Raw genomic sequence first — 15136 nt, 5'->3', positions numbered from 1 at the left:
GATCGGCAGGCACCGGGGAAGAACGGGAGGACGACGATGCATCTGGAAAAACTCGCTGCGGCAGCCATGGCTGCCCTGCTTCTTGCCGTGCCGGCTGCGGCGCAAGACCGCGAAGGCTGGCCCGGCAACCTGACGATCGGCACCGCCAGTCAGGGCGGCACCTATTTCATCTACGGCACGGGTCTCGGCGGGCTGATCTCCGAGACGCTGGGCCTGAACGCCTCGGCAGAGGTGACGGGGGGCCCCGTTCAGAATGCAACCCTTGTGGAAACCGGCGATCACCAGATCGGCCTTGTCACCATGGGCCCGGCCTATGACGCATGGATGGGCAAGAGCGAACTCGCGCCGGGGCTCGAACACAAGAGCCTGCGCGCGCTGTTCCCCATGTACCAGACTCCATTCCAGGTTGTTGCACTGCAGAGTGCAGGCATTGCCTCGGTGGCAGACCTTGACGGCAAGCGGGTTTCGGTTGGCCCGGCTGGCGGCACGGCGGCAACCTACTGGCCGCGGTTCTTCGAGGTCGCCGGGGTGTCGCCGCAAGTCAGCTATTCCGGCGCCAGCGACGCGGTGGGGCAGGTGCAGGATGGGCTGATCGACGCCTTTGCCTTTGCCGCCGGCGTTCCGATCTCGGCCTTTGCGCAGATCGCGGCCGAGGCGGATGTGAACATCTTCAGCTTCACCGATGAAGAGCGGACCAAAATTCTCGAACAGATGCCGGAGCTTGCCGCCTTTGACGTGCCGGGCGGGCTTTACCAGGGCTTCCCCGATCCGCAAGGCACTGTGGCGTTGTGGAATTTCGCCGTGGCCCATGCCGACATGCCCGAGACGCTTGCCTACGAGATCACCAAACTGGTGATGGAAAACAACACCCGCATGATGCAGATCCATGCGACGGCATCCGAGACCGTGCCGGGGAACGTCGACAAGAACAGCTTCCTTCCGTACCACCCGGGCGCTGTGCGCTTTTTCGAAGAAGCAGGCGTCGAGATACCCGCAGAACTGCGCTGAAACCCGGTCCGGCCGCCAGGCACGGCGGGCCGGACCAAGGTACTTGCCGAGGATAAGCCATGTCCCAGACCGCTGCAGGCCCCGTCATCGCGGATGGCGTCGACCAGGAGCCGCACGCTTCGAACCAGCGCCATTTCACCGGTGCGATACATTCATTCGTGGCGCTGCTCTGCGTGGTCTACACAGGGTTCCATATCGCCGTGATGAACCTGTACCCGCTGGAGACCTGGACCTACCGGATGCTCCATATCGCGGGCGGGCTGGTGATCGGCTTCCTGATCTACGCGGCACTGGCCCTGCCAGCGGATCTCGCCGTCAGAAGGCGGAGCGCGGCGGAATGGGCGGTTACCGGACTGGCCGCTGTCGGCATCGGCTATGGCGCGGCCATGGTGGCTTTCGCCTGGGGCGGATGGTGGGCGGCGGGCGTGGCGCGGCCCCCGGCCTTGGTCTTCAATTCCTTTGGCTGGCCGCTGGTCGTCGGCACGCTCGCTGCCATTCTGGCCGGCTGGATCTGGGGCAGCCGCGACCGGACCGGCGTGCACCCGGCAGACTGGCTTCTGGGCCTCGCGGCCATCGCGATGACGAGCTACATCCTGTTCAACGTCGGGCCGATCCGGCTGCGCGCCGGAACGTCCATGGCGCAGCCCGCCGATTTTCACGCGGCGCTGGTGGGCGTGCTGCTGATCCTTGAGCTGACCCGTCGGGTGGCGGGGCTGGCGCTTGTCATCATCGCCGGGGTGTTCATCGCCTATGCCTTCGTCGGCCCGCTCCTTCCCGGTTTTCTCAATCACCGCGGTTACGATCCGCAGCGTTTCTTCACCTATATCTTCACCGATCAGGGCATCCTCGGGGCGCCTGTCGCGGTGTCTTCGACCTACATCATCCTGTTCATCGCCTTTGCCGCCTTCCTGCAGGCCAGCCGGGTCGGTGACTACTTCGTGAACTTCGCCTTTGCGGCGGCAGGGCACCTGCGCGGTGGCCCGGCCAAGGTGGCGATCTTCGCCTCGGGTTTGATGGGCATGATCAACGGCACCTCGGCCGGCAATGTGGTGGCGACCGGCTCGCTGACCATTCCGCTGATGAAGAAGGTCGGCTATCCGGCAAAAAGCGCCGCCGCGATCGAGGCGACAGCCTCCTCCGGCGGGCAGATCCTGCCGCCGATCATGGGGGCCGGCGCCTTCATCATGGCCGAGGTGACAGGCATCGCCTACAGCGAGATCGTCATTGCCGCGATCATCCCGGCGGTGCTCTACTTCATCTCGGTCTATTTCATGGTCGATTTCCAGGCGCGGAAACTGAACATGACCGGCCTGCCGAAGGATCAGCTGCCGAAATTCGCGGTGCTGGCGCGGCAGGTCTATCTGTTCTTGCCCGTGGTGATCCTGATCTACACGCTCTTTGCCGGCTATACCGTGATCCGCGCCGGCACGGTGGCAATGGCCTCGGCGGCGGTGGTGTCCTGGCTGACGCCCTACAAGATGGGTCCGGCGTCGATCTACCGGGCGCTTGATCTGGCCGCGCGCATGGCGATCCAGCTGGTTGCGGTCTGTGCCGCGGCGGGCATCATCGTGGGCGTCATCGCCCTGACCGGGGTCGGCGCGCGGTTTTCGTCGCTGCTTCTGGGCCTTGCCGATCAAAGCCAGGTGATTGCGCTGTTCTTCGCCATGGTGATCTCCATCGTGCTGGGGATGGGGATGCCCACCACCGCCGCCTATGCGGTGGCTGCTGCGGTCGTGGCGCCGGGCCTGATCCAGCTTGGCATCCCGGTGCTGGTCGCCCATTTCTTCGTGTTCTACTACGCGGTCATGTCGGCCATCACGCCGCCGGTCGCGCTGGCCGCCTATGCCGGGGCGGCAATTTCCGGGTCGGAACCGATGCGAACCTCGGTCGAGGCGTTCAAGCTGGGGCTGGCGGCCTTCATCGTGCCCTTCATGTTCTTCAACTCGCACGAACTTCTGATGCAGGGGGAGTGGCTGGCGATCATCCATGTCTTCATCAGTGCCTGCGTGGGCGTGATGCTGCTTTCCGCCGCCGTGCAGGGTTGGTTCTTCGGCAGTCTGAATTTAGCGCTGCGCTTCCTGCTGCTCGCCGCAGCAATAGGGATGATTGATGGCGGCTGGCTGACCGATGCCGTCGGTCTGGCGGTCGGTGTTTCGGTGTTCCTGCTTCAACGCACCCTGGCCGGACAGGCGGCCGTCCGCGGCGCCAATCGGTAAGCCCTCCATCCATCCGGCGTTTTTGCGACGAAAGGGGTGGTCATTGCGACCAGGGTGGCAGGGAGACCCGCCGACACGGACGATGACCTTCCGCCGAATATGTGTCGCTGGTAGTGATAGCGAAGCGGTGACAGCGTCACCTCCGGCTCACCCGGCTGGCCATCGCGCAGGATGATCAGCCCTGCCGCTGGGATCCGCTCGGGCAGGACCTCGTCACGCAGAACAAGGGCGGCAAGGGACTGCAGCCGCGACTGCAGCGCGGCGAGGACGGTTTCGCGGGTGGTGGGCATGACGGCGCACGTCCTGAATTGTGACTTCTGTGTTGGTCGCGGATATGCTAAAGGTAATACCCATGAATACTCGTCCGGAGCAGCACCCATGAACGCCGTCCGCCCCATCGCCGTAAAACTCGATCAGGACACCCGTGACCGGCTCAAGCGGCTGGCGGATGCGAAGGACCGCTCCACTCATTGGATGCTGCGTGAGGCCGTGGCGCAGTTCGTCGATCGCGAAGAGAAGCGCGAAGCGTTTCGGCAGGCTGGGATGCAGGCCTGGCAGGAGTATCAGGCGACAGGCGAGCACGTGACCCATGACGAAGCCGATGCCTGGCTTGCCAAGCTGGAAGCGGGCGAAGAGGCGGCAGCACCTGAATGCCACGACTGATCTGGTCGCCCGCCGCGCTGCGGGATGTCGAGCGCCTTTACCGTTTCCTTGCCGACAAGAACCCTGACGCCGCCCGGCGCGCTGCCAAGTCCATCCGTGAAGGCATGAACATCCTGCGCGTTCAACCGGGCGCCGGGCGGCCAGTCGAGGACATGGAACCGGAATTCCGCGAGTGGTTCATTACCTTTGGTGACAGCGGCTATGTGTCGCTCTATCAGTTCGACGGCGAAACGGCGGTTGTTCTCGCGGTCCGCCATCAGCGTGAGGTTGGCTATTGATCATCCTCATCCCACAGCTGTTGAAGCCAAGTTGCTGCAGCGTTGCTTGATCGGGCGCACCCGTCGCGGGAATGCCGACGGACGTCTGGAAAGCTCTCATCGCCTCTTTTGAACCCCCGCCCCATTGTCCATCTGGCGTGCCCGTGTTGAAACCACCCGCGTTCGCAGCGTTCTGCAATTGTTGGTTATCCGCACAGCGAGGTGGTGTCGCGGGAGTGGTGGAAATTTGAAGGCGGCGTAATCTCCGGGTGAACTGAAACCCACCCAGCCGGCGGCGCCAACCGCCAGGGAGATCACGCCATGAACGACATTACCGACAGCTCGGCCTTTTCGCTACTGCCCGACACGACCGGGTATGACCCGATCGAGGAGCGCCTGCGGGCAAGCGTCCGCGCGACCATCGAGACCATGTTTGAAGAGGAACTGGCCGAGTTTCTCGGCCGCATGCGCTACGGTCGCGGCGACGAGAAGGCGAAGGGCTATCGCCACGGGCACCGCGAGCGGCAGCTGACCGGCACCTTCGGCACCGAAACGGTGCGCGTGCCCCGCGCCCGGGTCGAGGACGAGGACGGCAAGGCTAAGGAATGGCGCTCGAAGGCGCTGCCGCGCTACCAGCGGCTGACGAAGAAGGCCGAGGCGCTGATCGCGGCGGTCTATCTTGCCGGGACCAACACCCGGCGCGTCAAGCGGGCGCTGTTCGGGCTGTTCGAGGGCGCCGTCAGCAAGGATGTGGTCAGCCGGGCTTGGCGCAAGGTGAAGGTGGACTGGGAAGCCTGGTGCGCCCGCAGCCTCGCCGACGAGGACATCGTCCGGCTGATCCTCGACGGCACCGTGATCCGGACCCGGCTGGACCGCAAGGCCACCAACATCTCGGTGCTGGCGGCGATCGGCATCCGCCGCGACGGGCAGAAGGTATTGTTATCCATCAAGAACATGGGTGGAGAGAGCACATCTGCCTGGCGCCAGTTCCTCGACGACCTCGACGCGCGCGGGCTGAAGCGGCCCGAGTTCGTCATTGTTGACGGCGCTCCCGGGCTTGAAGCCGCTCTGGTGGCGCTCTGGGGCGAGGCTCTGCCGATCCGGCGCTGCACGGTCCACAAGCACCGCAACCTGCTGGCGCACGCGCCCAGGCACCTGCACGACGAGCTGACCGAGGACTGCCGCGACATGATCTACGCCGACACCGCCGCCGGGATCGAGAAGCGCCGCAAGGCATTCCTGCGCAAGTGGCAGCTCAAGTGCAAGGCCGTTGCCGACAGCCTCGAAGAAGCAGGGGACCGGCTCTTCAGCTTCACCCGCCTCGATCCCTCGCAATGGAAGTCGGCCCGGACCACCAACGCCATCGAACGGCTGAACGAGGAGTTCCGTCGCCGCGTCAAGACCCAGACCGTGCTGCCCTGCGCCGAGACCGTACCCATGTTCTGGGCGCTGCTGGCATCCGGCCAGATCCAGATGCGCAAGGTCGACGGCTGGGAGACGCTTTCCCAGCCCCTCGACCCGATACCTCTTGACGCAGCCGCCTGAGAAACCGAACCTTCACATGCCCGGACCACACCGCCAGGGAATTTCCACAGCATTCGCGACACGACCTGCTTCCATCGCCGGATCGAAACAGCACGAGAGCGATTCCTGTCAAAGGACGAGATCACCAGCCTCGCCGCCGCCCTCGATGCTGCGGAGGACCGCCGCGCTGCCGACATCATCCGCATGTGCATGCTGACCGGCGCCCGTCTGGGCGAGGTGCGGCAGGCGCGGTTCGAACAGTTTAATCTTGAACACATGAGCTGGTCAAAGCCACCGGCAATGACCAAGCAACGCCGGGTCCACCGTGTGCCGATCTCGGACGAAACCGCCAGCATTGTGCGCCAGCGCCAGCTGTTGGTGCCGCGTGGCACGCCGTGGCTTTTCCCCAGCGACACGCCCGGCCAGCCGGTGCAGGAGGTGCGCCGGTTCTGGGCGCAGATCCAGAAGGAGTGTGGGCTGCAGGAAGTCCACATCCACGACCTGCGCCACACCTTTGCGTCATTGCTGGTCAGCGGCGGGGCCTCGCTGGAAATGATCGGCAAATTGCTGGGCCACAGCCAGATGCAAACGACCCTGCGCTATGCCCACCTGATGGACTCGCCCCTGCGCGCCGGGGTCGATGCTGTGGCCAGCGCCTTCCGGCCAAAGCCCCGGCTGGTGCATGATGCGGACGATCAGGGCGGCCGAAAGACCGCATGATCCGGGTCAGCGCGGACCCTGATCATCACGCGTCCTCTCGTCGCAATGCCCTCCATATCGGCGTGATCCGCCGCCGGATGCTCCGGCTGTCGGGCATCTTCTTGCCGCCTGACTGGTCGGCGAACCATTCCTGCATCTCGGCCACCAACTCGGCTTGGGTTGTCGGCAGGCCGTGATCGACAATGCGGACAACAAGCGCAACGATCATCCCGTCCCAGTCATATGGTGACGTCGCACCCGGCCCAGCCGGGACGCGGCGGGCGATGCCGTACTCTTCCTCAAAGGCGTGGAAGTCCTCGGCGAGAATCAGCATGTCGGCCACCGCGACCGGAATGCCCGCTGCGGGGTCCGTGATGATCTGCCATTCCGTGCTGCCATGGGCCATGATGCGCCGCACGGTGCCGACAGCCGGGCCTGTTCCACAGCGGCGAAACAACGGCAAGACTTCCATCGGGGAAATGGTGACCTGCCCTGCAATCACTGTGTCTCCGCAGCGCACCATGCAGATGCCGGTGGTGATCCGCAGCTTGCCTGCGGCTGCCCAACCGGCCACGTCGGCCAAGGCGCAGTTCCAATGCGCGGCGGCATCAGACAGGGTGTTGAAGACGCGTGGTGGCAAGTTCATGGATAACCCTTTCCTGAAAAACGGAGAGGGGAGACGCCGGATACCGCCTGCCACACGCGGAAACGCCCCGCGCGTCATACCTGTCAGAAAGACACCATCGGTTTGGCGCTGTCGCGCCGCCCGATCTATTGGTGCGGTTTTATTGGACCTGTTTTTGCTTTTTGTTGAGGGCTGCTCACCTCATGCGTGCATCGTGCAATGGCCGTCGATTCGGAGCAAGAGGGAGCGAAAAATGAAGTTGTGGATAACAGAAGTTGGTCAGCCGGCCTGCCAAAAGCGGAGGTTTGGTCGCTTCTGTGATACATGCCTTAACAACAGGGCACCTCGATTTTTCCTTGTTCTCCGCTGTTCAGGGCTGGTTTGGCGGCCTGAAGGCTGCGGGAAGCGGCTTGCTGTAGTTTTCGGCGGCGTAGTTGGGGGCCATTCCGCCCGGCTATGGCGGGCCGCGGCCTCTTCGGCCTGAAGTCCGCGCCCCGGATTACGCCGGACATGGGTTCAGGCGGCGGAGCTGGGCGAGGCGGCGCATGTTGTAAGCGAGGTTCTTCATCCCGATCTTGGCCTTCGCACGCACGATGCCGATGGTGCGCACCAGCGTCCCACCCATGTCGTTGGTCTGTGCGCCGAAGACATGTTCGACCCGGGCGCGTACGGCGGACTTGGTCCGGTTGCTGGCCTTGCCCTGCTCGCTCAGCGGTTTGCCGCGCTTTCCCTTGCGGTGGATGCGGCTCCTCAGGCCCTGGGCGCGCAGCTTGGCCTCCATCTCCTCGGACCGATAGGCCGGATCGGCCCAGACGTCCGAGCCGGTGTTGCCTTGCATCAGGAGGTGATCCACTGCCTGGCTGTCATGCAGCGCTGCATCGCTGACATGGTAGCGGCGCACCAGCTTATGCTGACGGTCCACATTCACGTGGTTCTTGTAGCCGTAGTGGGATTTCCCGTGCTTCTTGGTCCAGCGCGCATCGGTATCTTTCTGCGACCGCATGGCGGGCTTGTCGGCCCAGCCCTCCGGCACCTCGCCGTTCTTGATCGCCTTGTTCTCATCCCGCTTGTTATGGTTGCGCGGCACCGGCACGATGGAGGCGTCCAGGATCTGCCCGCCGCGCGCGATATTGTTGCGCGACAACCATCTTGGCCGGTGCCGGCAACCACCTTGGCCGGTGGGGCTGAACGGAAGACGGGCATGCCCGTCTGGAGGGCAGCCCCACCGGCTTGAGTGATTTCGGGGAAGGTGCTGGTCGCTGCGGGTTGGTAAGCCGGGTTCCTCTGCCGTCAAACGGAGGATCCGGGTTGGCCTACAAACCCATCAACGACCAGCAATTGAGATTATACATGTCCGACCTCCGATATCACAGTCAGCGCACGTCGGCCGCCCGCGCCGGGTTCAGCGAGCGCACGGCCCGACGGTTCGATGCCAACCCGACGCTGCCCTCGAACCGCAAGATCGTTCACGGGCGCACGGTGGCCGATCCCCTCGAGGGTTATTGGGAGGGCGACATCCTTCCCTTGCTGGAGAGGGACAGCGCCTTGCAGGCCGTCACCCTGCTGCGCCACCTTCAGGGCCTGCACCCGCTGGCCTTCCCCGATGACCGCATCCGGCGCACCCTGGAACGGCGGGTGCGGCAGTGGCGGGCGCTGAACGGACCCGAGCGCGACATCATCTTCCGCCAGACGCCGGAGCCGGGCCGCATGGCCCAGTCCGACTTCACTCATGCCGAGGAGCTGGAGGTGACGATCGCGGGCCAGCTATTCCCGCATCTGCTCTACCACTTCGTCATGGTCTACAGCCGGTGGGAGCATGTCGGGGTGGTCCTGGGCGGGGAGAGCTTCACGGCCCTGGCCGAGAACCTGCAGCAGGCGCTCTGGTCGCTCGGCGGGGCACCACAGGAGCATCGCACCGACAGCCTCTCGGCCGCTTTCCGCAACCTGACGGCTGACCAGCGCCAGGATATCACCACGCGCTACAATGCCTTCGTCGGCCATTACGGCATGGAGGCCAGTCGCAACAACCGCGGGGAAGCTCATGAGAACGGCGCGGTGGAGTCCCAGAACCGGCACCTGAAGAAGGCCATCGAACAGGCGCTGATCCTGCGCGGCAGCCGCGACTTCGCCAGCATCGAGGACTACCGCCGCTTCATCGACATTCTGGTGGCACGGCGCAACCGGCAGCGGGCGGCGGCCACGCAGGTGGAACGGGCGCATCTGAAGCCCCTGCCGCGCCGGCGCACCACCGACTTTAGGGCACCTCTATAAATTGCCCCATCCCCCGCACTTCGGTATGGTGAGACAGTGAACTGGCATTGGGGATGCAACGATGGCGCAGATGGGTTTTTTCGATCTTTCGGACCGTTACGCGAGCCTCGATGCCAAAAGGGATCCGCTGGTCGAAATTGATGCCGTCGTGCCGTGGGAGGAGTTTCGTCCGGCTCTTGAGCGGGTCTGGCGCAAGCCTGTTGCGGATCGCAAGTCCCGCGCGGGGCGCAAGCCGATAGATGCGGTGCTGATGTTCAAGACGCTGGTTCTGAGCGCGCTTTACAACCTGTCGGATGATCAGATCGAATATCAGGTCCGCGACCGGCTTTCCTTTATGCGCTTCCTGGGGTTGGGCCTTGGTGACCGGGTGCCCGACGCCAAGACGGTGTGGCTGTATCGCGATGCGCTGGCGCAGGCCGGCAAGGTGGAGGAGTTGTTCGGGTTGTTTGACGGTCATTTGGCGCGGCGGGGCTACATTGCGCGCGGCGGTCAGATCCTGGACGCCTCCATCGTGCCGGTGCCGCGCAATCACAACACGCGCGATGAAAACGCAACGATCAAGAAGGGCGAGGTCCCCGAGGATTGGGCTGATAAGCCAGCGAAACGGGTGCAAAAGGATGTGGACGCACGTTGGACGAAAAAGCACGGCAAGAGCCACTACGGCTACAAGAACCATGTGAATGTGGACCGCACGCATAAGCTGGTCCGGCGCTACCACGTCACCGACGCCGCTGTGCATGACAGCCAGGCAGTGGATCATCTGCTGATGCAGGGCAACACCGGGTCTGGCGTGTGGGCGGATGCTGCTTATCGGTCCGAGGAGATGGAGGCCAAACTCCGCGCCTTAAAACTGAAAAGCCACATCCACCGCAAGGGCAATCGGGGCAAGCCGCTGACCGACCAGGCCAAGGGCAGCAACCGCACCAAATCCACCGTGCGGGTCCGGGTTGAGCACATCTTCGGCGCGCAGGCCAACGACATGGGCGGCACCCTGGTGCGCACCATCGGCTTGGTGCGGGCGAAGGCCAAAGTCGGCATGAAGAATCTCGCCTACAACATGCGCCGCCTCGGCCAACTGGGTCGCATCAACCCGCACCCAGCCTGAAAACGGTCGGCCAAGGACGCAGATCGCCCCGCGCATCGCTAAAAACGGCCCTGAACCGAAGGTCCGCGAGGCGAAATGGGCGGCAGATCATAAAAACCAAGGCAACAATCGGTCAGCTGAAGGTCGCTGCCGCGCTTCGGGCAGAACCTGCTATGCCGTTGCCGCGAAAACAGTCAAAAATCGAGGTGCCCTTTACAGAGACCGTGGTTCCGGTCACCCGCACCAGCGGCTTTCTGGTCAAGAGCATCTTCTACAGCGCCCCGTCGCAGCTGATCGGGCAGCGCTTGCGGGTCCACCTTTACGACGATCGCCTTGAGGCCTTTCTCGGCAGCACCCTGGTCGTCAGCCATACAAGGGCGCGTGGTCGCGGCGACGGCCATCGCGTGCATGTCATCAACTACCATCACGTCATCCACGCGCTGCGGCGCAAACCGCAAGCCCTGTGGAGTTCGATCTACCGCGACAGCCTGTTCCCGCGAACCGAATACGCTGCAGCCTGGCAGGTGCTGCAGCGTGATCTGCCCCGCCGCGACGCCTGCCGCCGCATGGTCGACCTGCTGTTCATCGCCCACGACCGGGCCTGCGAGGCGGAACTGGCACATCTGCTGGCAGCAGAATTGGACGCGGGCCGGGTGCCCGATCCCGGACCTCTGGCATCCTGCCTGAACCCGCGGCAAACGGCGCTGCCGAGAGATGTTGCCGTCGCCCATCCCTCGCTCGACAGCTTCGATGCCCTTCTGGGAGCCTGCGCATGACCTCCCGCGAGATCGACATCCACACGCTGCCAGGCATGCTGACCGCGCTGCGCCTGCCCAGCTTCCACAAGCTTTGGGCCGACATCGCCACCCGTGCCGACACCGAAGGCTGGCCCGCTGCCCGCTTTCTGGCTGTCCTCGCGGAATACGAACTGGCCGAGCGCGACATGCGCCGCATTCAGCGCCACATGAACGAGGCACAGCTACCGGCTGGCAAGACGCTGGCGACCTTCGACTTCAAGGCGCTGCCAACCCTGCCGCGCGCCCGGATCGAGGCCTTGGCGGCCGGCGACTGGCTGGAGGGTGGCGGCAATCTGATCGCCATCGGCAATTCCGGCACGGGCAAAACGCACATTCTCTGCGCGATAGGCCATGCCCTGATCGAGCGGGGACACCGCGTGTTCTATACCCGCACCAGCGATCTGGTGCAGCGACTTCAGGCCGCCCGCCGCGATCTGGTGCTCGAAGCCGCGCTCGCCAAGCTCGACAAGTTCGACCTGATCATCCTCGACGACATCACCTACGCCCACAAGGATCAGGCCGAGACAGGCGTGCTCTTCGAGCTGATCGCCCGGCGCTACGAATGCCGCAGCATCGCCATCGCCGCCAACCAGCCCTTCAGCGGCTGGGACCAGATCTTCCCGGACAAGGCGATGACCGTCGCCGCCATCGACCGGCTGGTTCATCACGCAGCGATCCTGGAGATGAATGCCGAAAGCTTCCGCCAGCGCGCGGCCGCCTCCAACAAAGAGGCGCTGAGCAGACCGCCAACGACAACCATCGCCGACAACAAGGACAAAGGAGAAGGCTGAGCGAAAAACAATTCCAGATACGCCAACCCAGCGGCCTAAAACCGGCCAACGTGGTTGACGGTCACGGACATGCTGGTTGACGCGCTACACGATATAACCCTGCCGCGCCAGATACCCGTCGAATTGCTTGAACAGCGCATCGACCACACCCGCCTGCGCCAGACCCTCGCGATACAGCCAGACGGTCTTGGCGTCGGGCACCCGGTCCTCGAGCCCCAGACCAAGAAACCGCATGAGGGACAGCCGGTCGCGCACCTGATACTCCATCTGGTCATCGGACAGGTTGTAGAGCGCGCCCAGCACCAGCGTCTTGAACATCACCACCGCGTCCATCGGCTTGCGCCCTGCCCGCGACTTCCGCTCCGCCTCAGGCTTCCGCCAGACCCGCTCCAGCGTCGGACGAAACTCCTCCCAAGGCACGATGGCGTCGATCTCGACCAACGGGTCCCGCTTGGCATCAAGGCTCGCGTAACGGTCTGAAAGATCAAAGAACCCCATCTGCGCCATCGTTATCCTCCAGTAGCCAAACGCCCCCTTCATCCTACAAAGGCAGCGTCGTCACGGCAATTTTTCGAGGTGCCCTGCAGAATCTTCAGATTGGGACACTGGCGGTTTCCGGCCTTGGGCTTGGGGTGTCTGTCGTGGGTTTTGCCGTGATGCTGCAACGCCTGAAGAGCATCGAGGCCCATCTCGGCAAAATCGAAACCAGGATAGATCGGGTTACGACGGATCGCCGCTCGGATGATATCCGCATGATCTTTGCAGATGTCGGGACACAGCTGGACGCCGTCGACACATTGTCGGCCCGGTCAAACAAGGTGACGGCCGCAGAGGCTGCCGAACAGGCGCTTGCCACCTCGGCAGGGCGGCTTGAAGCACATTTCCAGCAGAAATCCGACACGATGCAAATGGGCCCCGTGACATCGGACGACATGGAACTGCTGTGGTCATTGGCTGCTGCCATCTGACTATGCCATGAGGCCGGTTTGCGCGCCCTTTACAGAATCGACGAATTGGAAGCTGAAAGAGAACTGGCCGAACGACGCGCACAACGATTTCTCAATCTCAGCCAGACGCTTTCCCCCGATGCCCTCGCGCGACTCTGTGTCCAGAGTGCAAGGGATGCGGTTTCCTATGCCGAGGCGCGAAGGATGGCACTACCCCAGGCCGAAGTCTTGGTGCAGGGATTGCGTGACAGTGTTGTGTCGATCGGATCGCAATCGGAACTGGCACACAGCCTGATCGCAAACAGGATTTCCGGCCCCGTCTATCTTGGAGAAATCGCCGATGAAAAGGATGAGCCTTTGCTCATGCTTCCGGCCTGAACGTCATCTTCTGCCGGAACGAACCGGCATGGGCTTGGTCAACGCTCCACCGATCACGGCAACGCGTTGAAATCGCGGCGTCGGGCGGTCTCGGTCAGCGTCCGCAGCTCCTCGGGTGCCAGGACCTCCACCGCATCGCCCCATTGATAGAGGTGCCATGCCATCTCCAGCCAGCCGCCCGCTTGGAAGCGGACGGTCAGGGAGCCGTCGGGCGCGTCGCTGATTTCCTGGCGGGGGTGGAACACGAAGGCGCGCGCCACTTCGGCGGCGGCGGGGGTGAAGCGCCAGACGACCTCGCCGTATTCGTGTTCGGCGTGGTAGGAGCCGAAGGCCCGCGCCGCATGGTCTTCCAGGTTGAACCCCGGGTCGCGGAGGAAGGACTGCGGCTCCAGCCGGACCGAGGCGATCCGGTCCAGCCGGAAGTGCCGGATCCGGCCGTCGCCGCCCTGCACCCTTGCGACCAGGTAGCGCCGGGTGCCGAGCAGCAGCCCGTAGGGTTCGAGCACCCGCTCGCGCAGGCCGTTGTCGCGGCTTCCGGCATAGGTGATCGTCAGGACATGCGGACCCTTCAGCGCCTCGGCGATGGTGGCCAGCATCAGGGGGTCGCTGCGGACGTGCGGCCCGGGGCGGGAGGCAAAGCCGTTGGCTTCCAGCACCGCCTCGGCATCGGCCTCGGCCCGGCGGGCATGGGGGCCGGGCATGGATGACAGCAGACGGTCCCGTAGCGAGGTCAGGGCCCTGACCTCGTTCGTGGCACCCTCGCGCTCGGCCCTGCGGATGCTCATTTCCACCGCCGCCAGTTCGCTGTCGCGGATGCCCTGCGCCAGCATCATGCGCGCATCGCTGGCCTTCAGCTTCCAGAACTTGCGCCGCTGGTCATCGGCGTGGGTCTCGACGTTCGGAAAGCAGTCCTCCAGCGCCTTGGTCATGCGCTGGGCGGTGCGGCGGTCGACACGGAACATATCTTCGATGTCCTGCAACCCGACACCCATGTGCCGCGACGCCGCCATTTCGGCAAGCCGGAGGAGGTCGGAGGCTTTGGCGAAGGACATGATCTGGCCCTGACAGGAAATGACACCGTTGCAAGCTATTGAGATCCTTGCGGTCTGTCGAGATGATTCTCCCTCGGTTCATTTCAGAACGAACCCCTAAAGCGACAGCGAGGGTATCGGCAGGCCGCACCATCCCCCGCGCACAGGTTTTTGCATCCATGCCCGCAGCGGCGAGGGCGCGGCTGCAGATTGACAAAATTGACATGGTTCCGGTGCAGGGTGGGGTCGACGAAACCCTGCATAGGACCCCTGCCAATGACCGGTTTGTTGATTTCCACCCAGAACTGAGCCAAGTTTTCCATCGAGAAGTGAGCCACCACTGACTATGGATTTCGGGTCATGCTGGGGTCACGGCATGGTTTCACTCGTTCTTTTTCCGGGCCGCTTTTGACGCGAATGATGATGGCCTGCCCGAGACAGCAGCGCCAGGATGATCGCGTCACGCCGGTCGGTCTTGATCCGATCCCCCGGCTTGCGCGGTGTTTGCGCTGGCAATGGTGTTCCGTGGCCGATCTGACGGTGGAGGCCGTAGCTGCAACGTCCGGCTTCACAGACGAAATGAAGCCGTCCATGCCGCCCGCCAAGCTTGCGCAGCATGTCGGCAACAGCATCCGGCGCGTTGGATATCCCGCCCCAGGACCTGACCTCGCCATCGCGACCGGCATCGGCCACCGCCACCGCGATCGTGCCCTTGAGGAAATCCAGGCCAACGAACGCGCTATATTCCGACATGGTGCGTCTCCCTTGTGCCTGAGGCTCTGCGATCCTTCGCAACCCTCTTTTCAATGCACAGATCGTGGAGGCGAACCACCAGTCGGCACCAG

The 15136-nt window shown here is 63.9% G+C and carries 16 protein-coding genes and 3 pseudogenes; 12 read left to right on the top strand and 7 right to left on the bottom strand.

Features of this window, described 5'->3' with window-relative positions:
- The first annotated feature begins 36 nt into the window (after positions 1-36).
- Complete coding sequence (locus RNZ50_06625) at positions 37-1008, top strand: TAXI family TRAP transporter solute-binding subunit (protein ID MDT8854707.1); 972 nt, start codon at positions 37-39, stop codon at positions 1006-1008.
- A gap of 59 nt (positions 1009-1067) precedes the next feature.
- Entirely contained in the window at positions 1068-3224 is a 2157-nt protein-coding gene (locus tag RNZ50_06620) for a TRAP transporter permease (GenBank protein MDT8854706.1), read from the top strand.
- Here RNZ50_06620 and RNZ50_06615 read toward each other — a convergent pair.
- Positions 3176-3514, bottom strand: a complete 339-nt coding sequence (locus RNZ50_06615) for a hypothetical protein (GenBank protein ID MDT8854705.1) — start codon at positions 3512-3514, stop codon at positions 3176-3178. The genes RNZ50_06620 and RNZ50_06615 overlap by 49 nt on opposite strands.
- Positions 3515-3602: 88 nt before the next feature.
- Between RNZ50_06615 and RNZ50_06610 the strand changes: the two genes are divergently transcribed.
- Together RNZ50_06610 and RNZ50_06605 are read left to right on the top strand one after the other, a co-directional pair.
- On the top strand, positions 3603-3887 hold the full coding sequence (locus RNZ50_06610; GenBank protein MDT8854704.1) for a CopG family ribbon-helix-helix protein: 285 nt from the start codon (positions 3603-3605) through the stop codon (positions 3885-3887).
- Entirely contained in the window at positions 3875-4165 is a 291-nt protein-coding gene (locus tag RNZ50_06605) for a type II toxin-antitoxin system RelE/ParE family toxin (protein ID MDT8854703.1), read from the top strand. The genes RNZ50_06610 and RNZ50_06605 overlap by 13 nt, the downstream gene beginning before the upstream one ends.
- On the opposite strand, the gene RNZ50_06600 is transcribed toward RNZ50_06605, so the two are convergent.
- Positions 4068-4343 carry a peptidoglycan-binding domain-containing protein gene (locus tag RNZ50_06600; GenBank protein ID MDT8854702.1) on the bottom strand — a complete coding sequence of 92 codons (276 nt, stop codon included), beginning with the start codon at positions 4341-4343 and terminating at the stop codon, positions 4068-4070. The two genes, RNZ50_06605 and RNZ50_06600, sit on opposite strands and share 98 nt — an antisense overlap.
- Positions 4344-4465: 122 nt before the next feature.
- Here RNZ50_06600 and RNZ50_06595 point away from each other — a divergent pair, with 122 nt between their 5' ends.
- Positions 4466-5689 carry an IS256 family transposase gene (locus RNZ50_06595; GenBank protein ID MDT8854701.1) on the top strand — a complete coding sequence of 408 codons (1224 nt, stop codon included), beginning with the start codon at positions 4466-4468 and terminating at the stop codon, positions 5687-5689.
- Positions 5690-5758: 69 nt separating this feature from the next.
- Positions 5759-6388, top strand: a pseudogene (locus RNZ50_06590) (site-specific integrase).
- Positions 6389-6413: 25 nt separating this feature from the next.
- Here RNZ50_06590 and RNZ50_06585 read toward each other — a convergent pair.
- On the bottom strand, positions 6414-6941 hold the full coding sequence (locus RNZ50_06585) for a hypothetical protein (GenBank protein ID MDT8854700.1): 528 nt from the start codon (positions 6939-6941) through the stop codon (positions 6414-6416).
- A gap of 550 nt (positions 6942-7491) precedes the next feature.
- Positions 7492-8139, bottom strand: a pseudogene (locus tag RNZ50_06580) (IS5 family transposase).
- Between the two features lie 161 nt (positions 8140-8300).
- Here RNZ50_06580 and istA point away from each other — a divergent pair.
- The 4 genes from istA (at position 8301) to istB (ending at position 11935) form a co-directional block, all read left to right on the top strand.
- Complete coding sequence (gene istA / locus RNZ50_06575; GenBank protein MDT8854699.1) at positions 8301-9263, top strand: IS21 family transposase; 963 nt, start codon at positions 8301-8303, stop codon at positions 9261-9263.
- A 61-nt stretch (positions 9264-9324) separates the two neighbouring features.
- Entirely contained in the window at positions 9325-10368 is a 1044-nt protein-coding gene (locus RNZ50_06570) for an IS5 family transposase (protein MDT8854698.1), read from the top strand.
- Positions 10369-10520: 152 nt separating this feature from the next.
- A complete protein-coding gene (locus RNZ50_06565) occupies positions 10521-11123 on the top strand; it encodes a hypothetical protein (protein ID MDT8854697.1) in 603 nt (200 codons plus the stop codon).
- Positions 11120-11935 carry an IS21-like element helper ATPase IstB gene (gene istB / locus RNZ50_06560; protein ID MDT8854696.1) on the top strand — a complete coding sequence of 272 codons (816 nt, stop codon included), beginning with the start codon at positions 11120-11122 and terminating at the stop codon, positions 11933-11935. The genes RNZ50_06565 and istB overlap by 4 nt, the downstream gene beginning before the upstream one ends.
- A 90-nt stretch (positions 11936-12025) precedes the next feature.
- Here the strand turns inward: istB and RNZ50_06555 are convergent.
- A pseudogene (locus tag RNZ50_06555) lies at positions 12026-12442 on the bottom strand (transposase).
- Between the two features lie 149 nt (positions 12443-12591).
- On the opposite strand from RNZ50_06555, the gene RNZ50_06550 reads away from it, so the two are divergent.
- Complete coding sequence (locus tag RNZ50_06550) at positions 12592-12903, top strand: hypothetical protein (GenBank protein ID MDT8854695.1); 312 nt, start codon at positions 12592-12594, stop codon at positions 12901-12903.
- Between the two features lie 18 nt (positions 12904-12921).
- Positions 12922-13260: a hypothetical protein gene (locus RNZ50_06545; GenBank protein MDT8854694.1), complete on the top strand. Its 339-nt coding sequence runs from the start codon at positions 12922-12924 to the stop codon at positions 13258-13260.
- Positions 13261-13313: 53 nt separating this feature from the next.
- Here RNZ50_06545 and RNZ50_06540 read toward each other — a convergent pair whose 3' ends face one another.
- Both RNZ50_06540 and RNZ50_06535 read right to left on the bottom strand, forming a co-directional pair.
- Entirely contained in the window at positions 13314-14312 is a 999-nt protein-coding gene (locus RNZ50_06540) for a WYL domain-containing protein (GenBank protein MDT8854693.1), read from the bottom strand.
- Between the two features lie 348 nt (positions 14313-14660).
- Positions 14661-15044 carry a hypothetical protein gene (locus RNZ50_06535; GenBank protein ID MDT8854692.1) on the bottom strand — a complete coding sequence of 128 codons (384 nt, stop codon included), beginning with the start codon at positions 15042-15044 and terminating at the stop codon, positions 14661-14663.
- Positions 15045-15136 lie beyond the last annotated feature (92 nt).

This window comes from Paracoccaceae bacterium Fryx2, from assembly GCA_032334235.1.
Lineage (GTDB): Bacteria > Pseudomonadota > Alphaproteobacteria > Rhodobacterales > Rhodobacteraceae > JAVSGI01.
The sequence above is the reverse complement of the archived record's forward strand: the minus strand, read 5'-3'. Positions and strand labels throughout refer to the sequence as shown.

What these genes read in the sequence shown, in the direction of transcription:
- RNZ50_06550 (MDT8854695.1), top strand. Translation starts at nt 12,592, where the DNA reads ATGCTGCAACGCCTGAAGAGCATCGAGGCCCATCTCGGCAAAATCGAA.
- RNZ50_06625 (MDT8854707.1), top strand. Translation starts at nt 37, where the DNA reads ATGCATCTGGAAAAACTCGCTGCGGCAGCCATGGCTGCCCTGCTTCTT.
- RNZ50_06565 (MDT8854697.1), top strand. Translation starts at nt 10,521, where the DNA reads ATGCCGTTGCCGCGAAAACAGTCAAAAATCGAGGTGCCCTTTACAGAG.
- RNZ50_06595 (MDT8854701.1), top strand. Translation starts at nt 4,466, where the DNA reads ATGAACGACATTACCGACAGCTCGGCCTTTTCGCTACTGCCCGACACG.
- istB (MDT8854696.1), top strand. Translation starts at nt 11,120, where the DNA reads ATGACCTCCCGCGAGATCGACATCCACACGCTGCCAGGCATGCTGACC.
- RNZ50_06610 (MDT8854704.1), top strand. Translation starts at nt 3,603, where the DNA reads ATGAACGCCGTCCGCCCCATCGCCGTAAAACTCGATCAGGACACCCGT.
- RNZ50_06535 (MDT8854692.1), bottom strand. Translation starts at nt 15,044, where the DNA reads ATGTCGGAATATAGCGCGTTCGTTGGCCTGGATTTCCTCAAGGGCACG.
- RNZ50_06615 (MDT8854705.1), bottom strand. Translation starts at nt 3,514, where the DNA reads ATGCCCACCACCCGCGAAACCGTCCTCGCCGCGCTGCAGTCGCGGCTG.
- RNZ50_06570 (MDT8854698.1), top strand. Translation starts at nt 9,325, where the DNA reads ATGGCGCAGATGGGTTTTTTCGATCTTTCGGACCGTTACGCGAGCCTC.
- RNZ50_06605 (MDT8854703.1), top strand. Translation starts at nt 3,875, where the DNA reads ATGCCACGACTGATCTGGTCGCCCGCCGCGCTGCGGGATGTCGAGCGC.
- RNZ50_06620 (MDT8854706.1), top strand. Translation starts at nt 1,068, where the DNA reads ATGTCCCAGACCGCTGCAGGCCCCGTCATCGCGGATGGCGTCGACCAG.
- RNZ50_06540 (MDT8854693.1), bottom strand. Translation starts at nt 14,312, where the DNA reads ATGTCCTTCGCCAAAGCCTCCGACCTCCTCCGGCTTGCCGAAATGGCG.